Genomic DNA, 23,214 nt, shown 5'->3' with positions numbered 1-23,214 from the left:
GTTTTAGAACAACGAGCTATGTAAAATACCCGCTAATACTACTTTTTGCACATTAATTTCCCCGTCGAACACACTCCGCTACCCCGTAAACAGCCAAATAATGCCATCTAAGACATAGATAAAAATGTTCGGATTAATTGCTGTCCGACCTTTGTTCCCAATAAAAAAGGTGCTATCTTTATAATACGAAAAAGGAGCAGTCCTAATGTCGAGTCCGTCCATAATCGGGAGGTGTTTTTCAGCACCTCTTTTTCTTGTTTCCGAGTGTAATATTTTTTGATTCCGAAATGGACTTTCTCTTTAATAATAACAATACAAGATTAAAAATAATTACAGATTTTTTGGCATCCATATTTTTATAGCTAATTTCGAAAAAAATTATTCTTTATGTTTAAGAAGATATTTGAATCATGCGAAGACAGCATTGTTAAGCGCGTAAGTAATCCATATTTTGGAACATATATCGCTGTTCTATTAATAGATAATTGGGAACTTATATACACGCTATTTACATTTAGCTCTTACGAGACAAGAGATACTAGAATAAGCATTATCGCTGATTATATAAGCCGAGAAGGCGGATTGTCATGGCTGTTTGTAAAATGTGCATTAATTGCATTTATCCCATTTATAATTTATTATATATTACTGAATGCTTCAGGGTACCTTTCAAATTGGTTTGAGTTGCGACTAAAACCATGGCTACTGAAACAAGTTGATAAAGGATTAGTAGTAGACAAAGCCGAATATGAAAAATTGGCATCTCGAATTACTGCTTTGCAAACAAAAGCAGATGACGAGCGAAAGAAGCGCATGGAGGCAGAGGATGAAATAGATGAATTACAAAAGAAGTTTATTAAATTACAAAATGAGCAAGCTGTCTCTAATCCGCAAAGCATTGATAATCCGCACCTAGAAATAACCATTCCAAATAATGATACTATAAATAAGGAGAAAAATATACACTATCATAAGATATTAAAGGATATTCAAGAGAAGAATTTAGATAATGATTTTAGAAGGTTAATCCACCTAATTAAAGCAGAGGAATACGTACCTGATAGTGCTATTGTTGAATATGCAGTTTTACACGATTTAATAGAAAAAAGTGGTTCTTTTTATTCATTTACCGACGATGGGGCTATTGTTGCTAAACTATTCATTAACGCATCCTTGCCTAAAATTGTTGAGCCAGAGAAAGAATAATAACACATTTTAAAAGACTATACAAGATTAAAAATAATTACAGATTTTATTTCACTAAAAACGAATTACTTATGCAAAATTGAACCATCGACGCACCCAAAGGTGCAAACTTTCTTCGGGACTTTATGACCGAAATTCCCGTGAATTGCCTTTTTAACAAGAAAAAGACGGGGTGCGGGGCTACCGAACTGGCTATCCGCAACTCCATTCCAACCCTTATCGCTATGCCTTACGTGGCATTGGTGAAGAACAAGACCGTCTGCCGCACCGACGATATAGAGGTGCTGGGCGTTTACGAAGACATTACCGAGTGGGACATCACGCAATTCGCCCGTACCCATTCCCCCTTAAAGATAGCCACGACTTACGATTCCCTGCCGCGCGTCGTTTCCGCTTTACAGAGCATTGGCATAGACCCTTACAAAGAGCTGTTCCTGCTGGTGGACGAGTGGCACGTGCTGTTCAACTCCTATTCGTTCCGACATAATGCCATTAAGAATTTACTTGCAGAAGCCGCTAAATTCGATAAGGCAACATATATGACGGCGACACCCATAGAGCGGGAATACATGTTGGAGGAACTGCGACACCTGCCGACCTGCGAAATCGACTGACCCGACCTTACGGAGGTTAAGGTGCGTTCGCGGCAGACCAACAAACCCGATAAATACATCGTGTCGGAGTGCGTCAAAGTCCTGCGCGACGAATTGCCCTACAACCTGCATATCTTCGTCAACAGCGTGGAATTTATCGCAAAGGTTATCGACACGCTCAAACTCGCTCCCGAAGCCGTCAAAGTGGTGTGTTCTACGAGCGGGGAGAGTAGGCAGGAGAACCAGCGCAAATTAGGCAATGCCTATCCCATCGGCCAGCCCTCCGACCCTGCGAAGAAGATAAACTTTTACACCTCGACCTGCTTCGAGGGGTGCGACATCTTCGACCCCGACGGCGTTACATTCATCGTCAGCGACGGACGAAAGGCGCACACGCTGTTGGATATTTCAACGCTCTTTACGCAGATATGCGGACGCATCCGAGATTCCCGTTACAAGGCGCAAATCGTGCACGTCTATTCCACGACCAAATACAGCAAGGCCGTAACGCTCGACGAGTTTGTTGCGGCTACCCAGCGGACGCTTGCAGACGCCGAAAGCTATGCCGCCGAGATAAACTCGTTGAGTGAAGCTACACGGGTTAAAACCCTATCGAAGATTCCCTACATCAATGAACAATATGTGCGGATAGCCGATAACCGCCTAATCGTGGAAAAGAACCTCGCCAACATGGACATCGTGAATTTTAAGATAAGCCGACATATTTACGCAACCTATGTAAACCTTACCGACGAACTGCAACGAAACGGCTACAAGGTAACGGTGCAGACATACAGCAAAGTCGTGGAGCACCTCGCGGCCAATCCCTCGGCGCGGACTACTTTTCAGGAGTTGTTCGATGAATACAGCCGACTGAAAACAATGACCGAGCAATTTTTCGTGGTAGAAAGCCCCGCCGAATTATGCGCTGTAATAGAACAGCGGCATCCGCTGGTGAAGCAGGCTTACGACGAGTTGGGAACGGCCAAAGTGCAGGCGTTGAAATACCATGTAGGCAACATCCGCCGCGAGTTGGTAAAGGGGCTTTCAATCGGCGACGACTATAAAATCGTGAAGATGATAAACGACGCATTTCAGAAACAGACGCCGATTGCCAAGAACAAGGCCAAAGAACGCTTGCAGGAGATTTACGACACGCTGGGTCTGCAACGAAAAGCCAAAGCGACAGACCTTGCGCAATGATACGAGATAAAGGATGCGCCGACACGAATAGAGGGTAAACCGACCGCGTGTGTGACAATTATCAGGGACAAATTCGTGAGAAGATAGAGGGCGAGCCACGGCCCCGCGAAGCGGTGGCCGGGCTTCGCCCGACCACCTGCCGACGAACATCCCGCGCGGACAATCCCTATTTTTCACCCCTCCCCATTTTCGGATGGAAAACCGAATTTTTTACTTACTATTTAATAGGATTCCACATAAAACAGACCACCCCCTATTTATGCCCGAAACCATATAACAGCATAGAATTATCGGAATTATATAGAATCGGAAAGCTATTCTTACATGGAGATATGCCGCCCTGTTTAGTTGGTTATGAATGGAGTTATCTTTTTACAAGTAATGGGGAATAACTCTAAACTTTACAGACCATGAAAACATTAAATGAAAGGGCGACAGAAATTCTGCAAGCCTTGTTAGCCGTGCGGGCTTACAGAATCGACCACGGAAACGGAGTTTACACACGCTTACGTGCCGCAATGATTGGGCGCAATGGAAAGTACAACCTTATTTCGCTGGTAGAATACTACGAATCCAAAGGTAAACTTGCGCAGAATACAGAAATGAATTTTGCATTTGACACAAGTACAAAGCAGTTTATCCCGTACTATTACTGCAACAAAACTCTCCGCATTGAATCGCATAGTGCGTACCCGACTGAAAACGGAATGGAGAATTGCGCCGAGGAACGACAGGCAGACCACACAAATTTTGCAAACCGATGGCTAATACGCATGAACTCGCAAAAACCGATTATATGAATGCGCAACGAATAGTACAGAATTGTGTTTTGAAGAATCAAAGCACAGTTATCGAGGAAATGATACGGGCAAACCTTATTTCCGAAGAATATCTTTATCCGTTCGCGGATGATGTTATGGAATGGTGGCTGATTGATTCATGGCTGGCCGAACGACTGAAAGCGCAAGGCGAGGTTATCATCGAGGAATACGGTTGCTACTGGTGGGGCAGACAATCCAGCGGACAGGCGATTTACATGGACGGCGTAATACAAGAAATCTGCGGGGACGATTAACCCAACTTACAACTAACAAAGTTTCGATTCCATACTCCCTGCTATTGGATAGAAACTTTGTTTTTCAGAAATTTGATACGGCAACAATCCCGAAAAGCGGGATAAGGTCATTGCGTTTTCAGAATATGTTTTTTACCTTTGTGGATGACATATTGAAATTTACGGAAGCGTAAGTTTATTCTCGGATAGTGAACGTAGGAAATTCATTGAACATGAGAATAGGCAGACCTTATCTCCCGTCATATCCTTTACGGATACGGCGCGGGGTTGTTGCTTATTTGAATGTTCGGGCAATCCTACGGCCTACTATCCTCAAATGAGCTTTCAGCCCTGCGCTTTCTCTTTTAATTATTGCCGTTACGGGGGCTGGAACGGCGGGAAATTATAATGGAAACGCCTGTTAGCACCCAATGGATTGATCAATATTTGGGAATTTCGGATATTGATAATCCGAGTTTCGAGGAAGTTCGTAATTTCATGATCTTATGGAATCTATTCGAATCCTTATTATTTCAAGGGTCATATTCCAATCTAAAAGCGATTCACAAAAGCCAATCACTACAATTGGATAAACAGTTGATTACTGACACTATTACATATTTTAGAAATCGCTACATAGCCAATAATGCAACAACTCCTTACTATGCCAATTTACGATTGAGACACAATGATAATGAACCTTTGATTAAAGATGTACTATTGGGCAAAATAAATAATGAAAGTGAAACGGTTTTAGCTATCATTATTATTATTTATCGATACCGTAATAATTTGTTTCATGGGAACAAAGCAGTTGTTTCATGGATAGCTCAAAAAGATAATTTCATTCATGCAAATAGATTTCTTATAGCTTGTTTAGAATCAAAATAAAAGCACTAATAGCAACTAACATAAAACTACTTATCATGAAAAAGCTACTGACACCGCTCTCGGCTTGGCATTTTTTCTCATCTTGCAGCGTTTACTCAAATTCCTGATGACTTGGGAATATTCGATGGAAATAAGGCGTCCCTTGATGTTATGCCTTCTTTTCAAGGCGGAGATTTAGACACTTTCCGCAAATGGGTAAATGCCAATGTTGTCTATCCTCAATTAGCTTTAGAGAATGGCATATCGGGACGCGTAGTCACATCTTTTGTTATTGAGAAAGATGGCAGTCTAAGTAATATCGAGATTATTCAATCTCCAGATAAGATATTGTCGGCAGAAGTTATGCGAGTTTTGCTATTGGCGCCAGCGTGGACTCCTGGCACACAAAAAGGCAAAGTTGTACGAGTTAGATACACACTCCCATGTGATTTCTCTTTCTCCGATGATGCACCTTCAACCGAGAATGAACAAAAGACCCCAAAGACCCCAAACTTTGATAAAGGAATTGAAAACTACAAACAAGAAAAATATTCCGAAGCGATTGAATATTTCTTACATTCATTGGGGACTGAAAAACATGAAATAGGGCTTGTTTACATATATTTATCTTTTTCATATTATCATTTGAGCAAAATGGATGATGCTTATGGATTTGCGAATAGAGCAGTAAAATATTTCACCCCTATCTCCGAATATTTAGCAAATTATAAAGATGCGATATTAGACGCTCTTTATCTTAAAGCTAATTTTGATTTCGATTACAGCCAGCAACGGGAAAATTGGAAACCTTACGCTTTGTCAGCAGTAAATAATTATCAACTAATTATAGCAAATTTTACAGATAGTCTGGATGCCAAAGTTTTTCAAGAAATTAATATGCGTTGTGGTGGGCTCAAATACATACTTGGGCAATCTGACTATAGGAAATATCTTCAAAATGGCGGAGCCGAAGGCCAAGAAATGTTGCAGAAAATAATAAAAACACAACAAAATCCGACAAGTACCAACGCTAAAAAATCAACACAGCTCATTAAAGATAAAAGTTTTAAAATAGAATAAAACCATGAAGATTACAAAATATTTTGCAGTAATTGGATGCATCCTAATATTATCTTCCTGCTCGATAAAGAATACAATTCAAGATGCAGAGAAAGCCGTTTTTACCGTCTATACATACGATAAGTTCGGGGCTCCAAGCGGTACAGGAACAGGCTTTTTTATTGATGATGAAGGTACGGCTTTTACTAATTATCATGTTTTGGACGGGGCGGTAAAGGCATATATCGAAACAATAGACGGGCACTCTTATGAAATTAAAGATATTTTAATGTCCGATAAAAATAAAGATATTGTCAAATTTACGATAAACAACCCCGACAATGTAGATTTGCCTAATTTGTCCTTACATCGGGGCAATTACGAAAAAGGAGATGAAATTATTGTGATAGGTAGCCCTCTTGATTTAACTAATTCAGTAACGACGGGCATTATATCCGCATTACGAACCGACAGGTCTCATGGAGATGTTATCCAAATTTCAGCACCTATTTCGCCAGGAAATAGCGGAAGTCCTGTCCTTACAAAGAACGGTAAAGTTATTGGCATTGCAACTTTTAATCGAGTTGGAGGACAGAACTTGAATTTTGCTGTTGCCACAAAAAATGTAGATGAACTTTCATCTAATGACTTTGAAAAAGAAAACAGAAAATTCAATTTAAAAGACGATTTTGTTATCCTTAATCTTCCAAGTGACAATGGGTCTGACATTATCTTAAATGCTATCGAATTTGGTAAAAACCAAACAACGGCCTATTTTACATTTATCAACATGAACCTTATGTACGGAGACGCAGTAACAATATGGAATGAATTATATAAGGATGAAAACGACCACGGATTCTGCATTAAAGATCAAGCTGGCGATAAAAAATATTATATCGTTTCATCATCAATAGGAGCGAATAAAGCCAATGGAGCGGATGTCCCTCTTTGTGACTCTTATCAATTCCAAGTCTATTTTCCTACTATAAAGAATAAACTCGAAAGAATAGACATTTTCAATGGAGACGATTCTCGCTCTTGGAGATTTACAGATATAGATTTGAATTACTATCGAAATAATCTATCTGTAGATATGAATCTATACAAAAAATTATATGCAATGTCCCAAATGAAAGAAGGCGAATTGGGTGGTGCATATCAAATGTTCCAAGAAATACTGAATGATAATCCAACAGACGTTGATTGCTTGAACGGATTAGGACTTATCTCATATATTGCGAATAATCAAATGGATGCTATGTCCTATTTTGATACAGCCATAGAAGAAAATCCTTTAAATGTACTTTCTTATTTGAATCGTTTTGCTATCTCGGAAGCAAAAAAAGATTATCAATCTGCATTGACAGATATTTCTAAAGCCATTGAAATAGATCCTGCTCAACCCGATTATTACTATCATCGAGCTATGACATATTGCAAACTAAATAATTATATATCGGCATTAACTGATATGGATCAACTTATATCATCTAATGATTTCAAAAAAGACGCTTACGTTTATTATCTTCGAGCTATGATTTACATTGAAATGGATGATAAGAAAGCGGCAAGCAAAGATATTTATACCAGTTTTCAGTTAACAGATGATGAAGAGTTGGAAAAGGAGTTAAAGGAAATGTGGAAATATTGCGGAAACTAAAATCCGCATAAAGCAATGAAGTGACAGACTTTGTGAAAAGGTTAATCTATAAGACCCTTTTGCAGAGTTTGTCACTTTTATATTACTTGCTATATTGAGAAATATTCACTATATTTACATAACATTCAACCGATTAACACTCTAAAAATTAAACACTATGTCTGTACTGCGATGGTCTTTAGATTATGAAAAACAACAATACTATATTTCAGAAAAAGATTATGCTGATTTATTAGAGCGTTATCGAAAAATATATTATGAAAACCTTGAACGATATGAAGGTTACTCGCGCGGTTCAAAAAATGAGCTTCTTCGCATTCTTAACGACAACCCTAATTTCTTTGGGATTTGGCTACCATACTCTTTGATTGGCCATAGTGAAAAAGCAAAACATATAATTGATACAATGCTAAATCATAACTTGAGCGAACATATTATAGCACATAGATTAATAAAAACAGGATTGAAAGAGGGAGTAGATTGGGAATGGATATTTGAAGAAAATGAATGGCGCATAAACATAAAACACACGGATAATGCGTCTGCCAAATATTGGCAACAACGGAATGAACGTGATATGAGAGATTCAAAAGAATACATAAAGAGTAGTAATCCTTATGAGATAGATTGGGAGGAGCAGGCCGAAATTGAATGTCGCGGTAACATAGAATGGTAATTAAGGATTATCGTGACAATTACTTAATAATAATTGAAATTACGTTAATGATGAATAAATACAAACAACCGAAAACGGAATGAATGACCAAAGCATGAGAGGATAAACAAGCTATTTGCAAGTTGGTCGAATGGAGCAAGACAGAGGGAATAGGCTTAATTGTCATAAAACCTCAAAATGAGATTTATCCCGAAATGTTTTACTTTGTTTTCTCTCCCGAAACAGCGGACATAAATAAACCCGTTGAAATCGCACTTGTAAAGAACAAACAATGAATAATCGGGTGGAAAAGCGACCTTGAAGAGATAAACGATATAATAGGAATAATAATCGCCAACGAGATGAAGATGGAGGGCATGAGCGAAACGGTAAATTTATTCGACTGCCTTGTCAAAGCGAACGCTATAATATTTCATTACACCACGCCCGACGGACGGGACGAGATGGTGAAATTCCCGTTAGCGGGATTCTGCGAAAACTATCTGATGCAGTTTGCAAAGTAGCGGCAGGAACCGTACGGTAGTACGGAACAGACGCACGTATTAGAGATAAAGAATATTACTCCACAAAAAATGGAGTTATATATACTATATATCTTAAAAGGTTAAGGGCTGGCCGAAAAAATGCGGTTTTCCTTTGACTACAATAATACTAATTCACTTAATATATTAATTGCAAGCAGGTTTATCCGCATTTATTGTTTAACACTTTGTTTAACACTTACCTTATAGCTACCTTTGCACTCGCAATCAGATAATGATTGATGCCTCTTTAGCTCAGTTGGTTACGCCGAAACGCGGAGCGTTTTGGTGGCTTGGAGAGCACGACACTCTTAATGTTGGGGTCCAGGGTTCGAGCCCCTGAGGGGGTACAGAAAATGCTAAAAGCCGGCACAAATAAGTGCCAAACAACGGCCAAAGCAACGTAAAAGCTTTATAGTTGTCTACTATAAGGCTTTTTTCTTTTGCGGTTACGACAGCAGAATGCCAAACTGCGACAAAAAATCGTTACTAATTCGTAACCAAAACCCAAAAATATTTTTGGTTACGAATTTTCCCCGATTTTGGTTACGAATTCCTTGAAAAGTCCGTCAGTTGTCCGCTGATTGTCAGAGTTTTAAGGCACAATTAGACTAATTTTGTAACCAAAAAAAGTAACCATGAAAAACACATTTAGCGTGCTTTTTTATGTAAAAAAGCAACAGAAAAAGAGCGGATTATTGCCCATTATGGGGCGTATTACTGTCAATAAGCAGACGACACAATTCTTCACGCAGTTGGAAATTGACCCGCAAACTACGGAATGGGACAGCAAAACAAAGAAAATCAATGGAAAGGGAGCAAGTTCCCTAAATAGCCAACTGCGCAATATCGAAGCAAGAATCAGAACTACCTATCAGGAAATGTTTCTGCGCGGTCCTGTGCTGTCTGCCGAGCAAGTTAAAAATGCTTTTTTAGGGATTGATGATTCCAGCACTACCCTATTAAGCGTTTTCCAAGAGTACAAGCAACATCAAAAGGATATGATCGGCAAATGCCGTTCTCTTTCGACCTACAAACGTATTACCCTTGTATATAACCGGGTGGCGGATTTCATCAAGGTAAAACATCACCGTTCGGATATGTACGCCGCGGAGATCGACGGTTCTTTCGTCGATGATTTTTCAGACTATCTATTCACTACGTATAAGGTTTCAAACAATCAAGTTCAAAAAATCATGCAGGTATTCAAACATGTTACAAAAATCTGCATCAAGAAAGGTCTTTTGAAAAAGGACCCGTTCAGCGATTACAAAATTAAGTTTGACCCTGTGGACCCGAATTTCCTGACGGTCGATGAACTTAAATTAATCATCCAAAAGAAATTTTCATTGCGAAGTTTGGAAACGACAAAAGACCTATTCGTATTCAGCTGTTTTACGGGCTTAGCTTTTGTCGATGCCATGAACCTAAAACGTGAAAACATTACGCTTGCTGAAAACGGGGATATGTGGATTAAAATTACCCGTCAGAAAACAAATATTCCGTCGATCATCCCGGTTATGGATATTGCGAAATCCATAATTAAGAAATACGAGAATCAGAATGACAGCTACGTACTACCTCGTTCCCCGCATCAGCACGTAAACGCCTACTTGAAGCAAATTGCAAGTAGTTGCGGCATCAAAAAGAATATGACTTTCCACATGGCCCGGCATACCTATGCCACTACCGCCATGTCTTTCGGCGTTCCTATTGCCACCATCGCCAAGACAATGGGACATGCGAATATGAAAATGACGCAGCACTACGCCCGCGTTCTTCCCGAAAAGATCATCAAAGACATTAACGTTTTGAACACGGCAACGCAAACATTACAAACTCTTTACCAATAAACTACTATATTATGGATGCAGTTCAGACAGCAATCAAAGACAAAATCATCGTTGTTCAGGGTCGTCAGGTGATTCTCGACAGCGACGTAGCAGCCCTTTACGGCGTCGAAACGAAGCGCGTAAACGAAGCGATCAAGAACAACCCCGACAAATTCCCGGACGGGTACATTCTCCAGCTTACCCCGTCAGAATGGGAAGATTTGCGGTCGAAAATTTCGACCACAAAATCCGCAAAGGTCCGCTATGCCCCCAAAGCCTTTACCGAAAAGGGACTTTATATGCTGGCGACAATCCTGAAATCGCCTGTTGCCACACAGACGACAATCGGAATTATCGAAACCTTTGCAAAGGTGAAAGAACTGTCTCGCACGATGTCGGCGTTGCAAGAACCTAACGACCCGCATCTGCAAGAGCGGCTTGCCGAGAAAGGCAGCCGTATCATCAGCGATTTGCTGGACGATGCTTTTGAAACCACGCAGTCCGAAACGACAATCGAGTGCAACCTTGTCGTGCTGAAAGTAAAGCATACAATCACCCGCAAACCGAAATAGCAAACACTCAAACGAATAGCCGTCCTGCAATTTCAGGGCGGCTTTTTTCGTTATATTCTGGCTTGTTTAGAATATAAAATCTATATACATTTGCTTCGACTATGAATGAAAACATAAGATTGGAATGGTTTAAACCGGACCTTACTGCACCGTTGGAGGTTCCTCTGATGGATAGCGGCGTACACGCAGGGTTCCCCTCCCCTGCGGACGACAGCATCGAACAACCGCTTGATCTGAATAAATTGGTAGCCCCGAATCCGAACGCTACATTTTTCGCACGTGTTGTCGGGGACAGCATGAAAGACGCGCATATCGAGGAGGGCGATTTGCTGGCGGTCGATAAGTCCGCCGATCCGCTCGATGGGGATGTCGTGGTGTCCTTTATCGACGAGGAATTTACGCTGAAAACGATCCGGTTTAAAGGGGCGCAGGTTTGGCTTGTCCCTGCCAATGAAAAGTACAAGCCTATCGAGGTCACTACGGACTGCGACTTCCGTGTGTGGGGCGTTGTCCGGTATGTAATAAAGAAAGTCAAAAAATAATGTACGGCCTTGCGGACTGCAATAATTTCTACGCATCCTGCGAACGAATGTTCGCCCCCGATCTAAACGGGCGGCCTGTTGTCGTATTGTCGAATAATGACGGGTGCATCATTGCCCGCAGCGATGAAGCAAAAGCGCTCGGTTTGAAGATGGGCGATGCCTATTTTCAGCAGGCTGCATTTCTCCGGCAAAATAATGTCGCTGTCTTTTCTTCCAATCTGGAACTCTACGGGGATATGAGTACGCGGGTTATGAATACCCTTAAATCGTACTCCCCCGCTACCGAGGTCTATTCCATTGACGAAAGTTTCATGGATTTCACGGGCATCGACCCGGCCACGCTGCGGGACTTCGGGCTGGAGATCGTGCAACGAGTGAAAAAGAATACGGGCATCCCGATCAGCTTGGGTATCGCTCCGACCAAAACGCTGGCGAAGATCGCCAGTAAGTTGTGCAAGCAATATCCGAAGCTGGCGGGCTGCTGCTACATGCACCGCCCGGAAGATATAGAGAAAGTACTGCGGCGGTTCCCTATCGGCGACGTATGGGGCATCGGGAGACGCTTCGAAAAGAAGCTGCTGGCCGCGAACGTCGCCACGGCATACGACTTCACGCAGTTATCCCCGGAGTGGGTGCGCCTGAACATGGGCGGCATTACGGCTCTGCGCATGTGGAAAGAGCTGCGGGGCGAAGCTTGTATAGGGTTTGATGATATGCCGCAGCCCAAGCAGCAGATACGCACCTCCCGAACATTTCACAACGACGTTTCCGATTACGGCGAACTGCACCGTAATATCGCGCTTTTCACCGCCACCAGCGCCGAAAAGCTGCGCAAGCAGCAATCCGTCTGCGGGGAAATCCGGGTGTTCATCCTGACGAACCGCCACCGCCCCGACAAGCCGCAAAGCTATGAAAATGCGCTGCTGAAACTGCCCAACCCGACAGACAGCACCATCGAATTGGTAAAATATGCGGGCAAGATACTGCGGGACTTGTACTCCAAAGGCTACGGCTACAAACGTGCGGGCGTGGTTCTTTCGGATATTCGGTCGAACGAAGGAGTACAAATCAATATGTTCGACCCGATTGACCGGGACAAACATACGCGGATCATGGCGGTCATGGACGCCTTGAACAAGACCTACGGCCGAAACAAGATAAGCCTCGCCACGCAGGGCGCGACACCGCCCTACCGCATGAACCGCGAACACCTTTCCCAACGATATACGACCAGTTGGGACGACATTATTCAGGTAAAGGCCATGTAATTTATACAATTAAAGGTTCCGAAATATAGGTGCAGAAATCGTAACTTTCTCCCCATCATTTTTTATCAGAACATCATAGACCCCAAGAAAATGCAATTTCGTATCTACTGATTGCGGTTTAAGCGCAACACTAATACAATCCTTCAGTCGATCGTCTACACGTCCTTGTGAACTCTCGTAAAATATTCCGTCAATAATGGGTTGCACTAACACATCAAACGTAAATTTTGCGGGAATCCAGTACTCTCTGTCTGCATTAACGTTATCTGTAAATTTATGGTGCATATATCGTTGAAAATTTATTATTTCGTCATCAGAATAGAAATCCGCTCCAGCCCTACGCAATTCTTCAATTTCTGCCAAGAAATTCGAAAGTCCATTCGCTACCTGACGATTAATCCCGGACCTGTTTTCACGTAAATCTGGATTTATAATCGTCAATCCGTCAAGTGGTTTATATGATTCCCAACATCCGACAACAGCACGATATTCTTCATCTATCATCGGTCCTCGAAAAAAGGGACAGGCTTCAAATAGCGACAGTATAATACTATTTGTTAGACGCGGGATTTCTTCTTCGTTATCTCGATTTACAAGAACACCATAGAATAAGGGATTATCCGGCATATTCGCCCGTCCGAATTTTTCACAAAGTTGCTGCGGCAAATAGCTGATTTGTTCTTCACTCTGAACTTCATTAAATGATTTTACCTGACGAGCGCGTAATACCAATATCCCGGCAGGCATGGTTATAATTGGCGCAACAATCGGCTGCCCTATCATATCATTAAACGCATCTTCAATATCTTCGAATTGAGCTGCAGGATCATTTTCAATTCGCCGGAGACGACCGATAAGGTTATTCAAGTCAAACATATCGTTCAAATTTTCCATTAAGGTAGTGAAAATATCTTAATGGTAAATGGCATTTTTTTGTATCTTTATCAACGATTTAAAGCGCAAGAATCTACTATGACCAATAAAGACCAACATCCTGCTATTCTATATAAGTACATTGATACCACTGGTGGTTTATCCATGCTGCAAAAAGAAGAATTATGGTTCAGGCGAACAGGCTTTCTGAATGACCCTTACGATTGTTACCTTTCGCACGAATGTCAGGGAAAATACCCGGAATTTAGTGTGTCCTTTGACTTAAATGAACTCACCAAATATTTCGGAATTTGTAGTTTAAGTGAAACTGCTACCACCTTTTTGATGTGGAGTTATTACAACGAGCACAAAGGCATGTGTATAGGTGTCAATATGAAAGACATTTATACCTCTTTAATTAACCATTTTCACGATAAAATCAATAGTTACCTCTCATTCAGAAAGGTTGTATACAAAAATAAACTTCCAGATTTAAATCTTATCAATATAGTACCATTTGACTATCAGACACCCCGGATTGATAACACCCCATCCAAAAAAGCCCAGAACGAAATCAACGGTTTTCTATCGACAAAAGCGAAGTGGTGGGAACATGAAAAGGAGTATCGTCTGATACTGCGGCAAACTCCTAATCCCTATCTGAATTTAGACGAACCGGTAAAATTACAAATGCGTAACTTGATTAATAGAGTGTATTTAGGATGCAAATTTGACGGTAACATAGATACTATAATCAATATAGCAAAAGAAAAGAAATTTGATGTATATAAATTCAGACAACAATCACATACCTATGGATTATATGCAGAGAAATTATACTCTCACAACAATCAATAAAACTTTTTAGCTTAAAAAATAATTATTCATACATTTGTGAAACACTAACCCATTCCTATTATGTATCTCTTCAACAATACTCCCATTCAAACCCGATTCGATGAAAGCGATAAGAAAATCGCATCCGAACTTAACAAAATAACAGATAATGAGCTATTAAATTGCGACTTGCAAAAGATCGCGGACAGAATAGAACAACAATATAGCATTATCTGCGACACGGAGTTTACAACAGAAGATGTTGAGCCAATTAGTTATCTTATGCCCATTTCGCGAGAAGCGTTACGACCAGAATTACGAATTGGTGCAATCCATGAGTTTTATGATTTTGTCGCAGTCGATTATAAATTCAAAATCCAAGGTGATTATACTTTCTTTTTCAATACTCCTACCGATACACACTATGCTCCTATAAAGGGAAGTGCAAATGCAAATGGATTAACCTTAACCATTATAACAGAATATACACGCATCCCACTAAGCGATGAATGGAAAGAACGAGTAAAAGAGGATATTAAATTTCTTGTTTCAGAAGTCAAAACAAGAATTAACCTCTTAAAAGAGGAATGCAAAAAACGCAATGCCAACATCAAGCCAAATGTGTTATCAATTCTCGAAAAAGAAAGGCAGAATTTGATCGAAAAAAAAGCACACGATGCAAAACTTAATCCGTTCAAATAACAAATGTCCAGCCCTGAAAGGCTGGACATTTGTTTTAGTCATCAGGCTGATTGTCCCAGCCGGGGATTATCACCGTGTCTATCCCCACTCCGGGGCACGGTATTTCGTCGATTGTTTCGACCTCTGCCAGCTTGCAGCGGGTCAGGCTGAACAGGGCCAGCAGCACGATTAAAATGCTTACGAATGATTTCCTTTTCATAGCGTTATTCTTTGTAGTTTTTGTAGTTCACGGTGTGAAACGTCGGTTTATGGTTGCACCAGCGGGCCAGTCGCCGCTGTTCGGGTGTCGGGCGTATCTTATTCTCAAAATCGCGGTACGGCTGTGCAAAGGGCTGACATCCCAGCGCGTCCAGTTCTTCGATGCGGGCCAGCGCGTCGTCCACCTCCCGGACCAGCACATAGAAAAACATCTTTGCGGGCTTCATACCGCATTTTTTCAGCCGTTCTATGGCCTTGCGCACATCGTCGCGGACGGCGGTGCTGTCGTAAGCCATGCGGATATAACGCATCCATTTCACCCGCGAGAGCAGTTCGGCGATTGGGGGATTCCGGGCGATCTGCCGGGCATCAAGTCCCTGATTGAAGTCTACGCGCACCCCTAACCGGATAATCTTCTCGATCTGCTCCAGTCCCCACCCGGACGCAAGTACGTTGTTGTCGAGCAGTACGGCATTGCGGCGTCCGTCCAGAAATTCTTCTATGTCAGCGTTTCCCCGCAATGCGCCCTCTTTTCGGGGAACCACGCACCACGGGCAGCGATTCACGCATCCGCGGGTCAGAAAACCTATTGCCGCAGGATAGTTATACAGCCCGTAATCAGGGCAGGTGTGTTCGACCTCCGGGGGCAGCACGGTCGCATAGTCCCGATACCCAGTTCCGCCCTTTATTACCTCGCAGGGGAATCCGTACGGATAATCGGGTGTGAATGTAAATACTTTGGACATATACACCCGGTCGTATTGCCCGAACATGGGGTCGGCAAACTCCACGCTGTCGCCGTGCGCTTTGTGTCATGCCGAAAGTTTCATCAGGGCAAGGTTCGGGAAGTGGTGGCCGTCTACGTCTATCAGTCCTATCTTCATGGCTTATTCCTTTAAAAGTTCGGTTATTTCGGGGTCGAGGTTCCCGCGGTACTGCATCCGCTCGTCCATGCCGCAGGCCGTCAGGAAATGTTCGCGGCCCTCTGCCTTGCGGCCCAGGCGGGAGCAGGCCACGGCTTTGAGGTATTCGACGGTCGCGGTCTGTTCCAGCCCGTCGAGCATTTCAAACGCCTGTGCATCATGGCCGAGCGAAAGGAGCGTAACAACGGTGTTCCGGTCGTGGTATTCATGCAGGATGTAAAGGGCTTTCGCATACCTGCGCTTTTGCAGCAGGTCCACACCCCGCATATAAGCCGTATCGACCTCGCGGGTGTGAATGGTGTCCTTTATCATTCCCTGCCTGCGCAGGTCGTAACGCAATGTCACGGCCCGCAGCCACGGATAGACGCTTTCTTTAAGATAGCGATAATCCGCCGGGTATCGTTCGCGGATCAGCCGCTCCCGTCGGTCGGGGTCTTTCTCGGCGGCGATCAACTCCAGTATTTCGGCGCGGTGCGGCAGGCTTTCGTCACCACGGATGCGGGCCGCCAGTTCGGGCCAGTCCTCGGCCACCCACCGCACCCGAACGAGCGTATCGACCTGGGGGCCGATGCGCTCCCGCAGGTAGCCTTTGAGGGCATGGGCGCGGCCTTGCGCCAGACTACGGTTGCGGGCAAAACTTCCCTCCGGGGATGCCGAGGCCGTGAGCACGACGCTATCGACGAAAAATTCCTGCTGGGCGATCAGTCCGGCCATGCGTGCCTGAATCTTACCGAGCTGTGCGGTGTTTCTGCCGAGGGTGTCGAGTACACGGGTGTCGTTCACCAAAAACTGAATGTAGTTGCGGTCCTGCACGGTGGCGTACTTGTTTATGACCTTTATTTTGTAGCGCGTCGTGGTATCGACGAACGAGAGCATCGACGAAACGTGATAGGTCAGCGTATCGGACGGGGGCAGCGTGTAGCTGCTGTCGTCGAGGGCCACGACACGGCCCTGTAAGGTTACAAGCATCGTTTTCGACGTTTCGTCTGTCGGGACCTCCTGCGAATAGTAGTACGAGATATGGCCGGGATGGGCCGCCACGCTGTCGAGCCGCACGCCCTCCGGATAGGGATATTTCACGAAGCGGGCGAAAGCGCGGGCTTCGGCGCTGCTGTCGGGTGCGAAAGCCCGGACATACTTGCCGAACTGCCAGTAGTCGCGCTGCTGCACCCGTGAAAACAGCCCGCCCCGAATGGTGATGTCCTGCAAAGCATGCGCTTCGCCGTACTTGTGCAGATAGGGGGTTACGATGACGCTCCGGCATGCGCCCTGCAACTGCCGGGGCATGTCGATCACGAAGTCGATTATGACCTTTCCCAGCCGTTCGGGAAGCGTTCGGGCTTTGGCGCGTATGGTTACCTGCTGAATCTGCATTGCCATTATACGTTCGCCGTTCTCCTGTACTTCGGTCGGCACGAGGTAGAAACGGTTGCTGTCCCATTCGATCTTCAAGGCGGGCGGCTGGTAGGTCTGCTGCTCGCGTTCGCGCTGTTCGCGGCTGACGTGCAACACGTCGGCGCAGTATTGGCGACGCTCCAGATGCCCGGTTATCGAACAGCCGCAAAGCAACGCGGCCAAGCATACGGCAATAGTTTTCATTATCCTTTTCATTTTCTACTGCAATTTATATTCGACCAATCCGTTATCCGATGTGCGCTTAAATTCCGCGGAATAAGACGTTACTGTGAACGTGGCGTAACTCCCTAACCCGCTCAATGATACAGACCCTTTTCCTGTCGTATGGTCGGCTTCAATCTTCACCGTTACGATATACTGCTTTTTTGTCACGGCCCCACCGAAAGAATATATGTCGGCATTGGCCGTCACTTTCACGGTCAGGTCGTCCACTACGGGCTGCGAAGATTCCACGGTAACATAGAGCAAGCCCCCCGATGTGCTGAATGTCGGTTGGAGGTCGGCGGTGGTCTTAATACCCATTACCGATGTGATGATCTCCGCGCTGTGGCCGTCGGTGTCGGTTACGGTTATTTTCAGCGGGTTCGGCCCAAGCATATTTGGCTTCACCCGTAATGTATTTGTGCCGTTCCCGTATTGGGTGAATGTCGTCAGGGGAACGTCGGAGCCATAACGACCATAGTACACGGACGGAACACCTTCCACTTTTACGGTGTAGTTCCCGGAGTAACCGGGTTGTGACACGGTATAGTCGATATATGCCCGGTCATAAACCGTCAGTTCATTTCCCTGCTGGGCATAGGTTATCGTCAGTTCCGGGTTTTTGAATACCGTTGTCAGCACACGCTCCATGCTGAATCCGTATTTGTCCGTAACCGTCAGACGGAGCCGCACGTCGCCCGGCTCTGCCTGCGTATAGCTGATACCGGCCGTTACTGTTCCGTTGCCCGAAAAGAACGGATAAGGCGTACCGGGGTTCCGATTCACGCCGTCGATGGCGACTATCCCCGTCCCGGCGTCGATATGATAGGACAAGTAATAGACATTTTCGGGGTTGTTCGTGGATGTAAGCCGCAGTTCGGTTGTCGCAGGTTCCCCCGGTGCATGGTTTTCGGCAAATGGCGTGACGGTGAGTTCTGCCGTCGATACCCGCCAGTCCACGGTGTTCAGACCGAGGATGCGGGCGTCGATGTTGTAAACCCGGTTGCGGCCGACATTGAAATCCGTCGTGTTGTTTTCTCCGAGATAGATGCGGTACACAACCTGCGTTCCGTCGGCTTCGCCCGCTATGGCTATGTAGGTGGCATGTTCCGGGGCGCGGGTTTGATCTTTCTGCTGCTGGGAGCCGATGCCTGCAACCTCTCCCTGCCTGTTCTCCAATAAATAGCAGGTCGCGGCATAGGCCGTTGCCGACGCTTCGACGGGCGGCATGTCGGCAACGGCTTCGCTGCTCTCGGCGCGGCTGAAGTCAAAGAGAGCCGCCGAACGGGGTGCGCTGCGAAACTGCACGGACTTCACATGAAAAGACTTTGCGAAATCAGCAGCCACGGTGTAGCTGAAATTGACCTTTGCCACGGCGCGAAGCAAAGATACGGCGATCTGCGTGTCGCCGCGCACGGTGACGGCCTGCTGCGCGGACATGGGAAAGGGAGCATCCGCGAGGGCCGCAGGCTCCCGTTCGACGCGCAGCGAGCGAACGAAATCCTGCGTCCGCTCGCCCGCGTCGTGTCCGAGGTTGGCAATGGCGTAAAGCGTATAGTCGCCTTTGGGCAGTTCCAGCACGACGGGGCGCACCGGAGCAATATAGACGTGCCGGGCCTGACCGCCGTTTACGGGGAACAAGTACAGATTGATGTCGTCGATGCGGGTGTCGTTCGTCGCGGCGCGTGTCGGGGACATGGCCCCGCAGCGGAATGTCATTGCAAGCTGCTGTTTGGCCTGCGTCGCCGGATTAAGCTCTATGTCCGCATCCGAGCAGGCGCAGCAAAAAAGCATCATGCAGACGACGGTATAAATAAGTTTTTTCATGCTGCTTTTAGAATAAGTAGTTAAAACTGATCTCTGCCCGCGAGGGGCCTACAACCCACCGCTTGTAGTGGTGTATGAAGATGGATTCGTATTCGGGCGGGATGCGGTCGCGGCGGGTGTCTTTCATGTAAAAGACCCCGATGCCGATTTCGGCCGTGACGTTCCAACGCTTCGAGAGCAGCCAAGCATAACCATAGCTGAATCCCAGCCCGGCCATTCCGCCTTTGTAGTAGCGTCGGGAACCGCCGTACAGGTAATTTCCATAGGTTAGCTGGCTGCCGATGAAATGGCCCACGAACGCTTCGTAAAGCCAGCGTTTCGTGCCGATCTGCGCGGCATACAGCCGACAACTGAACGAATCGGAGTTTACGGGATTCCAGTAGGCGGAAAGGTCTAACGTCCACTTGTCCGCGACGGCGGCATCCACTCCTACGTTCACCGTTGCGGTGAGTGCGGCCAACGCGTTTACTTTGGCGCTGAAAAACTGCGCTGCGACCCGATGGGGCTTGCCCCACAAAGCCAGTAGGCAGAGCATTAAGGTGATGATGTGTCTTTTTTTCATGGTTGTAATTCTTTGGAAGCCTACTCCCGAATACAGCGGATAGGATTTGCGGCATAGCGGTAATAATCTGTTGTGCCGATAAATGATGGTACGGAACCCGTCGAGAAAAAAATCGAGGTGCAGGAAATATCGCCATATCGACAAGCCCACGTTCCCCAGTGCATATTGTAGGGCGCATTGGTATAAAGCCGTCCGAGCTGTCCGTTATTCATAAAGCGTGTTTCAACGAAAGTCCCTCCAGTCGGGATATTCGTGGTGCGATTACCGTTGTAATGAATCGTTACATAATAGGGCGACGACTGACTTACCCGCTCGATTCCGGCAAAATCTTCGGGGCTGGGGACTTTCCAACCAACGGGGCACGGGTCATAAATTGATTTGAGGCTTACCTTGCTAATATTGTTGTTGCTTGTCGTGACGTTCCCCCAAAGATTCGGATGATGATTATAAAGCCAATCGGCTACTGATGTCCACTCTTCCCAATCTTCGTACATGGCATCGCTCATAAAGGTTGTCGGGTGAGCAATCGACCACTCCACGGTCATATTGTCATAAGGGCTTTCAGTCCCGGCGTTTCGGGGATAGCTGACAGCGTATTCGAATCCCTCGGCATATACGGCGTCGGCGCGTTTGTTTATATCCTGACAAGTCGCCGGATGCGGAAAGGGGTCTTTGCGGCCCCACTGGTAGTAAAGCCCGCGCGATGAGGGCTGCGTGCAGTCGGTGGTGAGTGCTCCGATATTGCGGTCCATAAAGACAGCCCCGGACGAATAGGTCTGCGCCATTGTTGCCGGGTCGTAATCGACCGACCAGATATGCCACGACCAGATGCAGTTTCCCGCAGCGTCGAACAACCCGATCACGGCGTTGCCCCGCACGGCTCCCGTCGAAAAGGATATACGGCCGTTTGAGTACGCCGCATCTTTGACAACCGTTTCGCTCAATGTCCCCGATTCCCAAAGCACGCGGGCGGAAACTCCGTGAAGCTGCTGCGGCCAGATATTCGTCGTATTCTTGCCGTTGCCCTGCACCGTCGCATCGAACGAATAGCGGGTGTCGAGGGCCGGGGCTATGTAGCAGTTCGCCGTTCCCTTACTGTCGAGGGGTGTTTCCATGACCCGAAAACGGGCATATATGTCGGCATGCGAATCGCGGGGGACATAATTGTAGCTCTCCGACGATGAAAGGAGCCGGGAATATGCGGCGTCGGCGTACCAGCCCACGAAAGCATAGGACCCCGTCGCTGCGGCGGTCAGTCGGCATCCGTCCTCGTGGCATAACGCTGCGGTGCGCTTGCCGCCGCCCTCGTTCGCAGTTTGGGTATATAGGCATCTGTCTGCCGTGACGCTCCCGCCTGCGGAAGTATGGGCGTAAACTATATTTGCCATCGTATGTTTGAAATCGTAAGACTGTGCGAATCCGTATTCGTCGGTCAGCGTTACGCGGTAGGCCAGCGTTGAATTGTCTTTGGTGAAAACGGACGGGCCGTAATCGAGGTAAAAGTAATTACCTCCTTTGGGGTTATAGATTTCAAAGTCGAAGCTGTTATTGCAGTCGGTACGGTCAAATTCGAAATAGTCGCTGTCGCCTTGTGTCACCTCCAGCCGCCCGCTGATAGCGAGCGAGCTGTTTTCGTTCACCATATCGACATGCAGGCTGTAATCCGGGTCGTACACGCAGTAGCCGCCGATATTGCCGTCGTCGAAATCGTCGTACACGGCAGCCGTATATGCCGCGATTCGGGTGTCTGCGGTGTTGTCGTTCAGCAGGGTTATATTGAGCCTGTAATGGCAGTTGGCCCGGACGTTGAAATCGGACGTATTGTTTTCGCCCAGATAGACCGAGTAGGCCAGCACCTTACTGCCCCGCGTGGCGCGGATAAGCAGCCACGATGCACAAGGGGGCGCATTGTCGGCATTCTTCTGCTTCTGGTCGGTGATCGAGGTCCTCACGCCTTGAAGATTGGGCAGCATGTAATAGCTGCCTGCGGCCTGCCGTCCCGTCAGGAGCATTTCCGGGCCGTGGGTGTAGTCGTCGGGATTGCCGGATGCCGGGCCGTTCCCTGCAAAGAGCGCCGCGGTGCTGGGAACGGTGAGCAGTTGCACGGATTTGAGTTCCATGTCGGCAGGTTTTGCGGTGAGGTTGTAGGAGATTTTCGACACGAAGCGTTTAACGTTTATCGGCGGTAACTGCACTACGCTGCCGGACGAACATGAGATCGTCGTTTCCTGTTCGTAAAACATCGGTAGTGTGTCATAATCCTGCTGGTATGTTACCATGTATCGGGAAAGGTCGGCACTTTCACCCAGACTGCGGCCGACGTTGACGGCAATGCGCATCAGGTAGACGCCCGGAGGGCATTCGAAGCGCAGCGTCGTCGTGGTGAGATAGCGGAATACCACTACGCGGCCCGCTTTGTCCATAAGGTAGAAATTCAGGTCGCGGATCGTCGTTTCGTCGGTCGCGCGGGTCGTCGTTGTCATGGGGGCGGACCTGACGGTCAGTTCTACGGCCACTTTCGACCGTGCGGTCGGCTCGCGGTCGGTAATGCAGCCCCAGCAAAGAGCGAGGGCGAGCAAAATGAATATGGTTTGTTTCATCGGGATTTATGATAAC

Annotated in this window: 22 protein-coding genes and 1 tRNA gene; 16 read left to right on the top strand and 7 right to left on the bottom strand. The window is 46.0% G+C overall.

Features of this window, described 5'->3' with window-relative positions; all coding sequences use genetic code 11:
* Window positions 1-387: 387 nt before the first annotated feature.
* The 14 genes from ALFI_RS12790 to ALFI_RS12735 all read left to right on the top strand — a co-directional run bounded on the left by ALFI_RS12790 (window position 388) and on the right by ALFI_RS12735 (window position 13,059).
* The gene (locus ALFI_RS12790) at window positions 388-1,206 is read left to right on the top strand and encodes a hypothetical protein (protein ID WP_014776111.1); all 819 of its coding nucleotides are present in this window, start codon (window positions 388-390) and stop codon (window positions 1,204-1,206) included.
* Between the two features lie 140 nt (window positions 1,207-1,346).
* Window positions 1,347-1,820 (top strand): hypothetical protein, encoded by a 474-nt coding sequence (locus tag ALFI_RS12785; protein ID WP_244264978.1) that lies wholly within the window; start codon window positions 1,347-1,349, stop codon window positions 1,818-1,820.
* Window positions 1,821-1,841: 21 nt separating this feature from the next.
* The gene (locus ALFI_RS12780; protein ID WP_244264977.1) at window positions 1,842-3,002 is read left to right on the top strand and encodes a hypothetical protein; all 1,161 of its coding nucleotides are present in this window, start codon (window positions 1,842-1,844) and stop codon (window positions 3,000-3,002) included.
* Window positions 3,003-3,412: 410 nt separating this feature from the next.
* On the top strand, window positions 3,413-3,802 hold the full coding sequence (locus tag ALFI_RS12775) for a DUF6908 domain-containing protein (RefSeq protein WP_014776110.1): 390 nt from the start codon (window positions 3,413-3,415) through the stop codon (window positions 3,800-3,802).
* Window positions 3,799-4,077 carry a hypothetical protein gene (locus tag ALFI_RS12770; RefSeq protein ID WP_042493731.1) on the top strand — a complete coding sequence of 93 codons (279 nt, stop codon included), beginning with the start codon at window positions 3,799-3,801 and terminating at the stop codon, window positions 4,075-4,077. Before ALFI_RS12775 ends, ALFI_RS12770 begins: the two co-directional genes overlap by 4 nt.
* 387 nt (window positions 4,078-4,464) lie before the next feature.
* Window positions 4,465-4,947 carry a hypothetical protein gene (locus ALFI_RS17015; RefSeq protein ID WP_014776108.1) on the top strand — a complete coding sequence of 161 codons (483 nt, stop codon included), beginning with the start codon at window positions 4,465-4,467 and terminating at the stop codon, window positions 4,945-4,947.
* Window positions 4,948-5,058: 111 nt separating this feature from the next.
* A complete protein-coding gene (locus ALFI_RS16675) occupies window positions 5,059-6,006 on the top strand; it encodes a TonB family protein (RefSeq protein WP_244264976.1) in 948 nt (315 codons plus the stop codon).
* A 4-nt stretch (window positions 6,007-6,010) separates the two neighbouring features.
* On the top strand, window positions 6,011-7,648 hold the full coding sequence (locus ALFI_RS16235) for a trypsin-like peptidase domain-containing protein (protein ID WP_014776106.1): 1,638 nt from the start codon (window positions 6,011-6,013) through the stop codon (window positions 7,646-7,648).
* Between the two features lie 157 nt (window positions 7,649-7,805).
* Window positions 7,806-8,324, top strand: a complete 519-nt coding sequence (locus ALFI_RS17010) for a hypothetical protein (RefSeq protein WP_014776105.1) — start codon at window positions 7,806-7,808, stop codon at window positions 8,322-8,324.
* Between the two features lie 765 nt (window positions 8,325-9,089).
* A tRNA-Lys gene (locus tag ALFI_RS17005) sits at window positions 9,090-9,195 on the top strand.
* Between the two features lie 288 nt (window positions 9,196-9,483).
* The gene (locus ALFI_RS12750) at window positions 9,484-10,698 is read left to right on the top strand and encodes a site-specific integrase (protein WP_009598544.1); all 1,215 of its coding nucleotides are present in this window, start codon (window positions 9,484-9,486) and stop codon (window positions 10,696-10,698) included.
* Between the two features lie 11 nt (window positions 10,699-10,709).
* Window positions 10,710-11,249 (top strand): ORF6N domain-containing protein, encoded by a 540-nt coding sequence (locus ALFI_RS12745; RefSeq protein WP_014776104.1) that lies wholly within the window; start codon window positions 10,710-10,712, stop codon window positions 11,247-11,249.
* Window positions 11,250-11,350: 101 nt separating this feature from the next.
* Window positions 11,351-11,791 carry a LexA family protein gene (locus ALFI_RS12740; RefSeq protein ID WP_014776103.1) on the top strand — a complete coding sequence of 147 codons (441 nt, stop codon included), beginning with the start codon at window positions 11,351-11,353 and terminating at the stop codon, window positions 11,789-11,791.
* Window positions 11,791-13,059 carry a Y-family DNA polymerase gene (locus tag ALFI_RS12735; RefSeq protein WP_009598553.1) on the top strand — a complete coding sequence of 423 codons (1,269 nt, stop codon included), beginning with the start codon at window positions 11,791-11,793 and terminating at the stop codon, window positions 13,057-13,059. The genes ALFI_RS12740 and ALFI_RS12735 overlap by 1 nt, the downstream gene beginning before the upstream one ends.
* A 9-nt stretch (window positions 13,060-13,068) precedes the next feature.
* Here the strand turns inward: ALFI_RS12735 and ALFI_RS12730 are convergent, their stop codons facing one another.
* On the bottom strand, window positions 13,069-13,935 hold the full coding sequence (locus ALFI_RS12730) for a hypothetical protein (RefSeq protein WP_014776102.1): 867 nt from the start codon (window positions 13,933-13,935) through the stop codon (window positions 13,069-13,071).
* Between the two features lie 96 nt (window positions 13,936-14,031).
* Here ALFI_RS12730 and ALFI_RS12725 point away from each other — a divergent pair, with 96 nt between their 5' ends.
* The gene (locus ALFI_RS12725; protein ID WP_227042200.1) at window positions 14,032-14,790 is read left to right on the top strand and encodes a DUF2971 domain-containing protein; all 759 of its coding nucleotides are present in this window, start codon (window positions 14,032-14,034) and stop codon (window positions 14,788-14,790) included.
* A gap of 60 nt (window positions 14,791-14,850) precedes the next feature.
* The gene (locus ALFI_RS12720; protein WP_009598546.1) at window positions 14,851-15,471 is read left to right on the top strand and encodes a hypothetical protein; all 621 of its coding nucleotides are present in this window, start codon (window positions 14,851-14,853) and stop codon (window positions 15,469-15,471) included.
* 34 nt (window positions 15,472-15,505) lie between these two features.
* On the opposite strand, the gene ALFI_RS17165 is transcribed toward ALFI_RS12720, so the two are convergent.
* The 6 genes from ALFI_RS17165 to ALFI_RS12695 form a co-directional block, all read right to left on the bottom strand.
* A complete protein-coding gene (locus tag ALFI_RS17165; protein WP_009598549.1) occupies window positions 15,506-15,670 on the bottom strand; it encodes a hypothetical protein in 165 nt (54 codons plus the stop codon).
* Window positions 15,671-15,674: 4 nt separating this feature from the next.
* Window positions 15,675-16,415: a radical SAM protein gene (locus ALFI_RS12715; RefSeq protein ID WP_227042201.1), complete on the bottom strand. Its 741-nt coding sequence runs from the start codon at window positions 16,413-16,415 to the stop codon at window positions 15,675-15,677.
* A gap of 141 nt (window positions 16,416-16,556) precedes the next feature.
* Window positions 16,557-18,191 (bottom strand): hypothetical protein, encoded by a 1,635-nt coding sequence (locus ALFI_RS12710; RefSeq protein WP_014776100.1) that lies wholly within the window; start codon window positions 18,189-18,191, stop codon window positions 16,557-16,559.
* 15 nt (window positions 18,192-18,206) lie between these two features.
* Window positions 18,207-20,036: a DUF4906 domain-containing protein gene (locus ALFI_RS12705; protein WP_014776099.1), complete on the bottom strand. Its 1,830-nt coding sequence runs from the start codon at window positions 20,034-20,036 to the stop codon at window positions 18,207-18,209.
* Between the two features lie 7 nt (window positions 20,037-20,043).
* Window positions 20,044-20,598, bottom strand: coding sequence for a DUF3575 domain-containing protein (locus ALFI_RS12700; RefSeq protein WP_009598547.1), 555 nt, complete (start codon window positions 20,596-20,598; stop codon window positions 20,044-20,046).
* Between the two features lie 20 nt (window positions 20,599-20,618).
* Window positions 20,619-23,198, bottom strand: coding sequence for a DUF4906 domain-containing protein (locus tag ALFI_RS12695; RefSeq protein ID WP_042493722.1), 2,580 nt, complete (start codon window positions 23,196-23,198; stop codon window positions 20,619-20,621).
* Window positions 23,199-23,214 lie beyond the last annotated feature (16 nt).

The organism is Alistipes finegoldii DSM 17242 (assembly GCF_000265365.1).
GTDB classification, from domain to species: domain Bacteria; phylum Bacteroidota; class Bacteroidia; order Bacteroidales; family Rikenellaceae; genus Alistipes; species Alistipes finegoldii.
The sequence above is the reverse complement of the archived record's forward strand: the minus strand, read 5'-3'. Positions and strand labels throughout refer to the sequence as shown.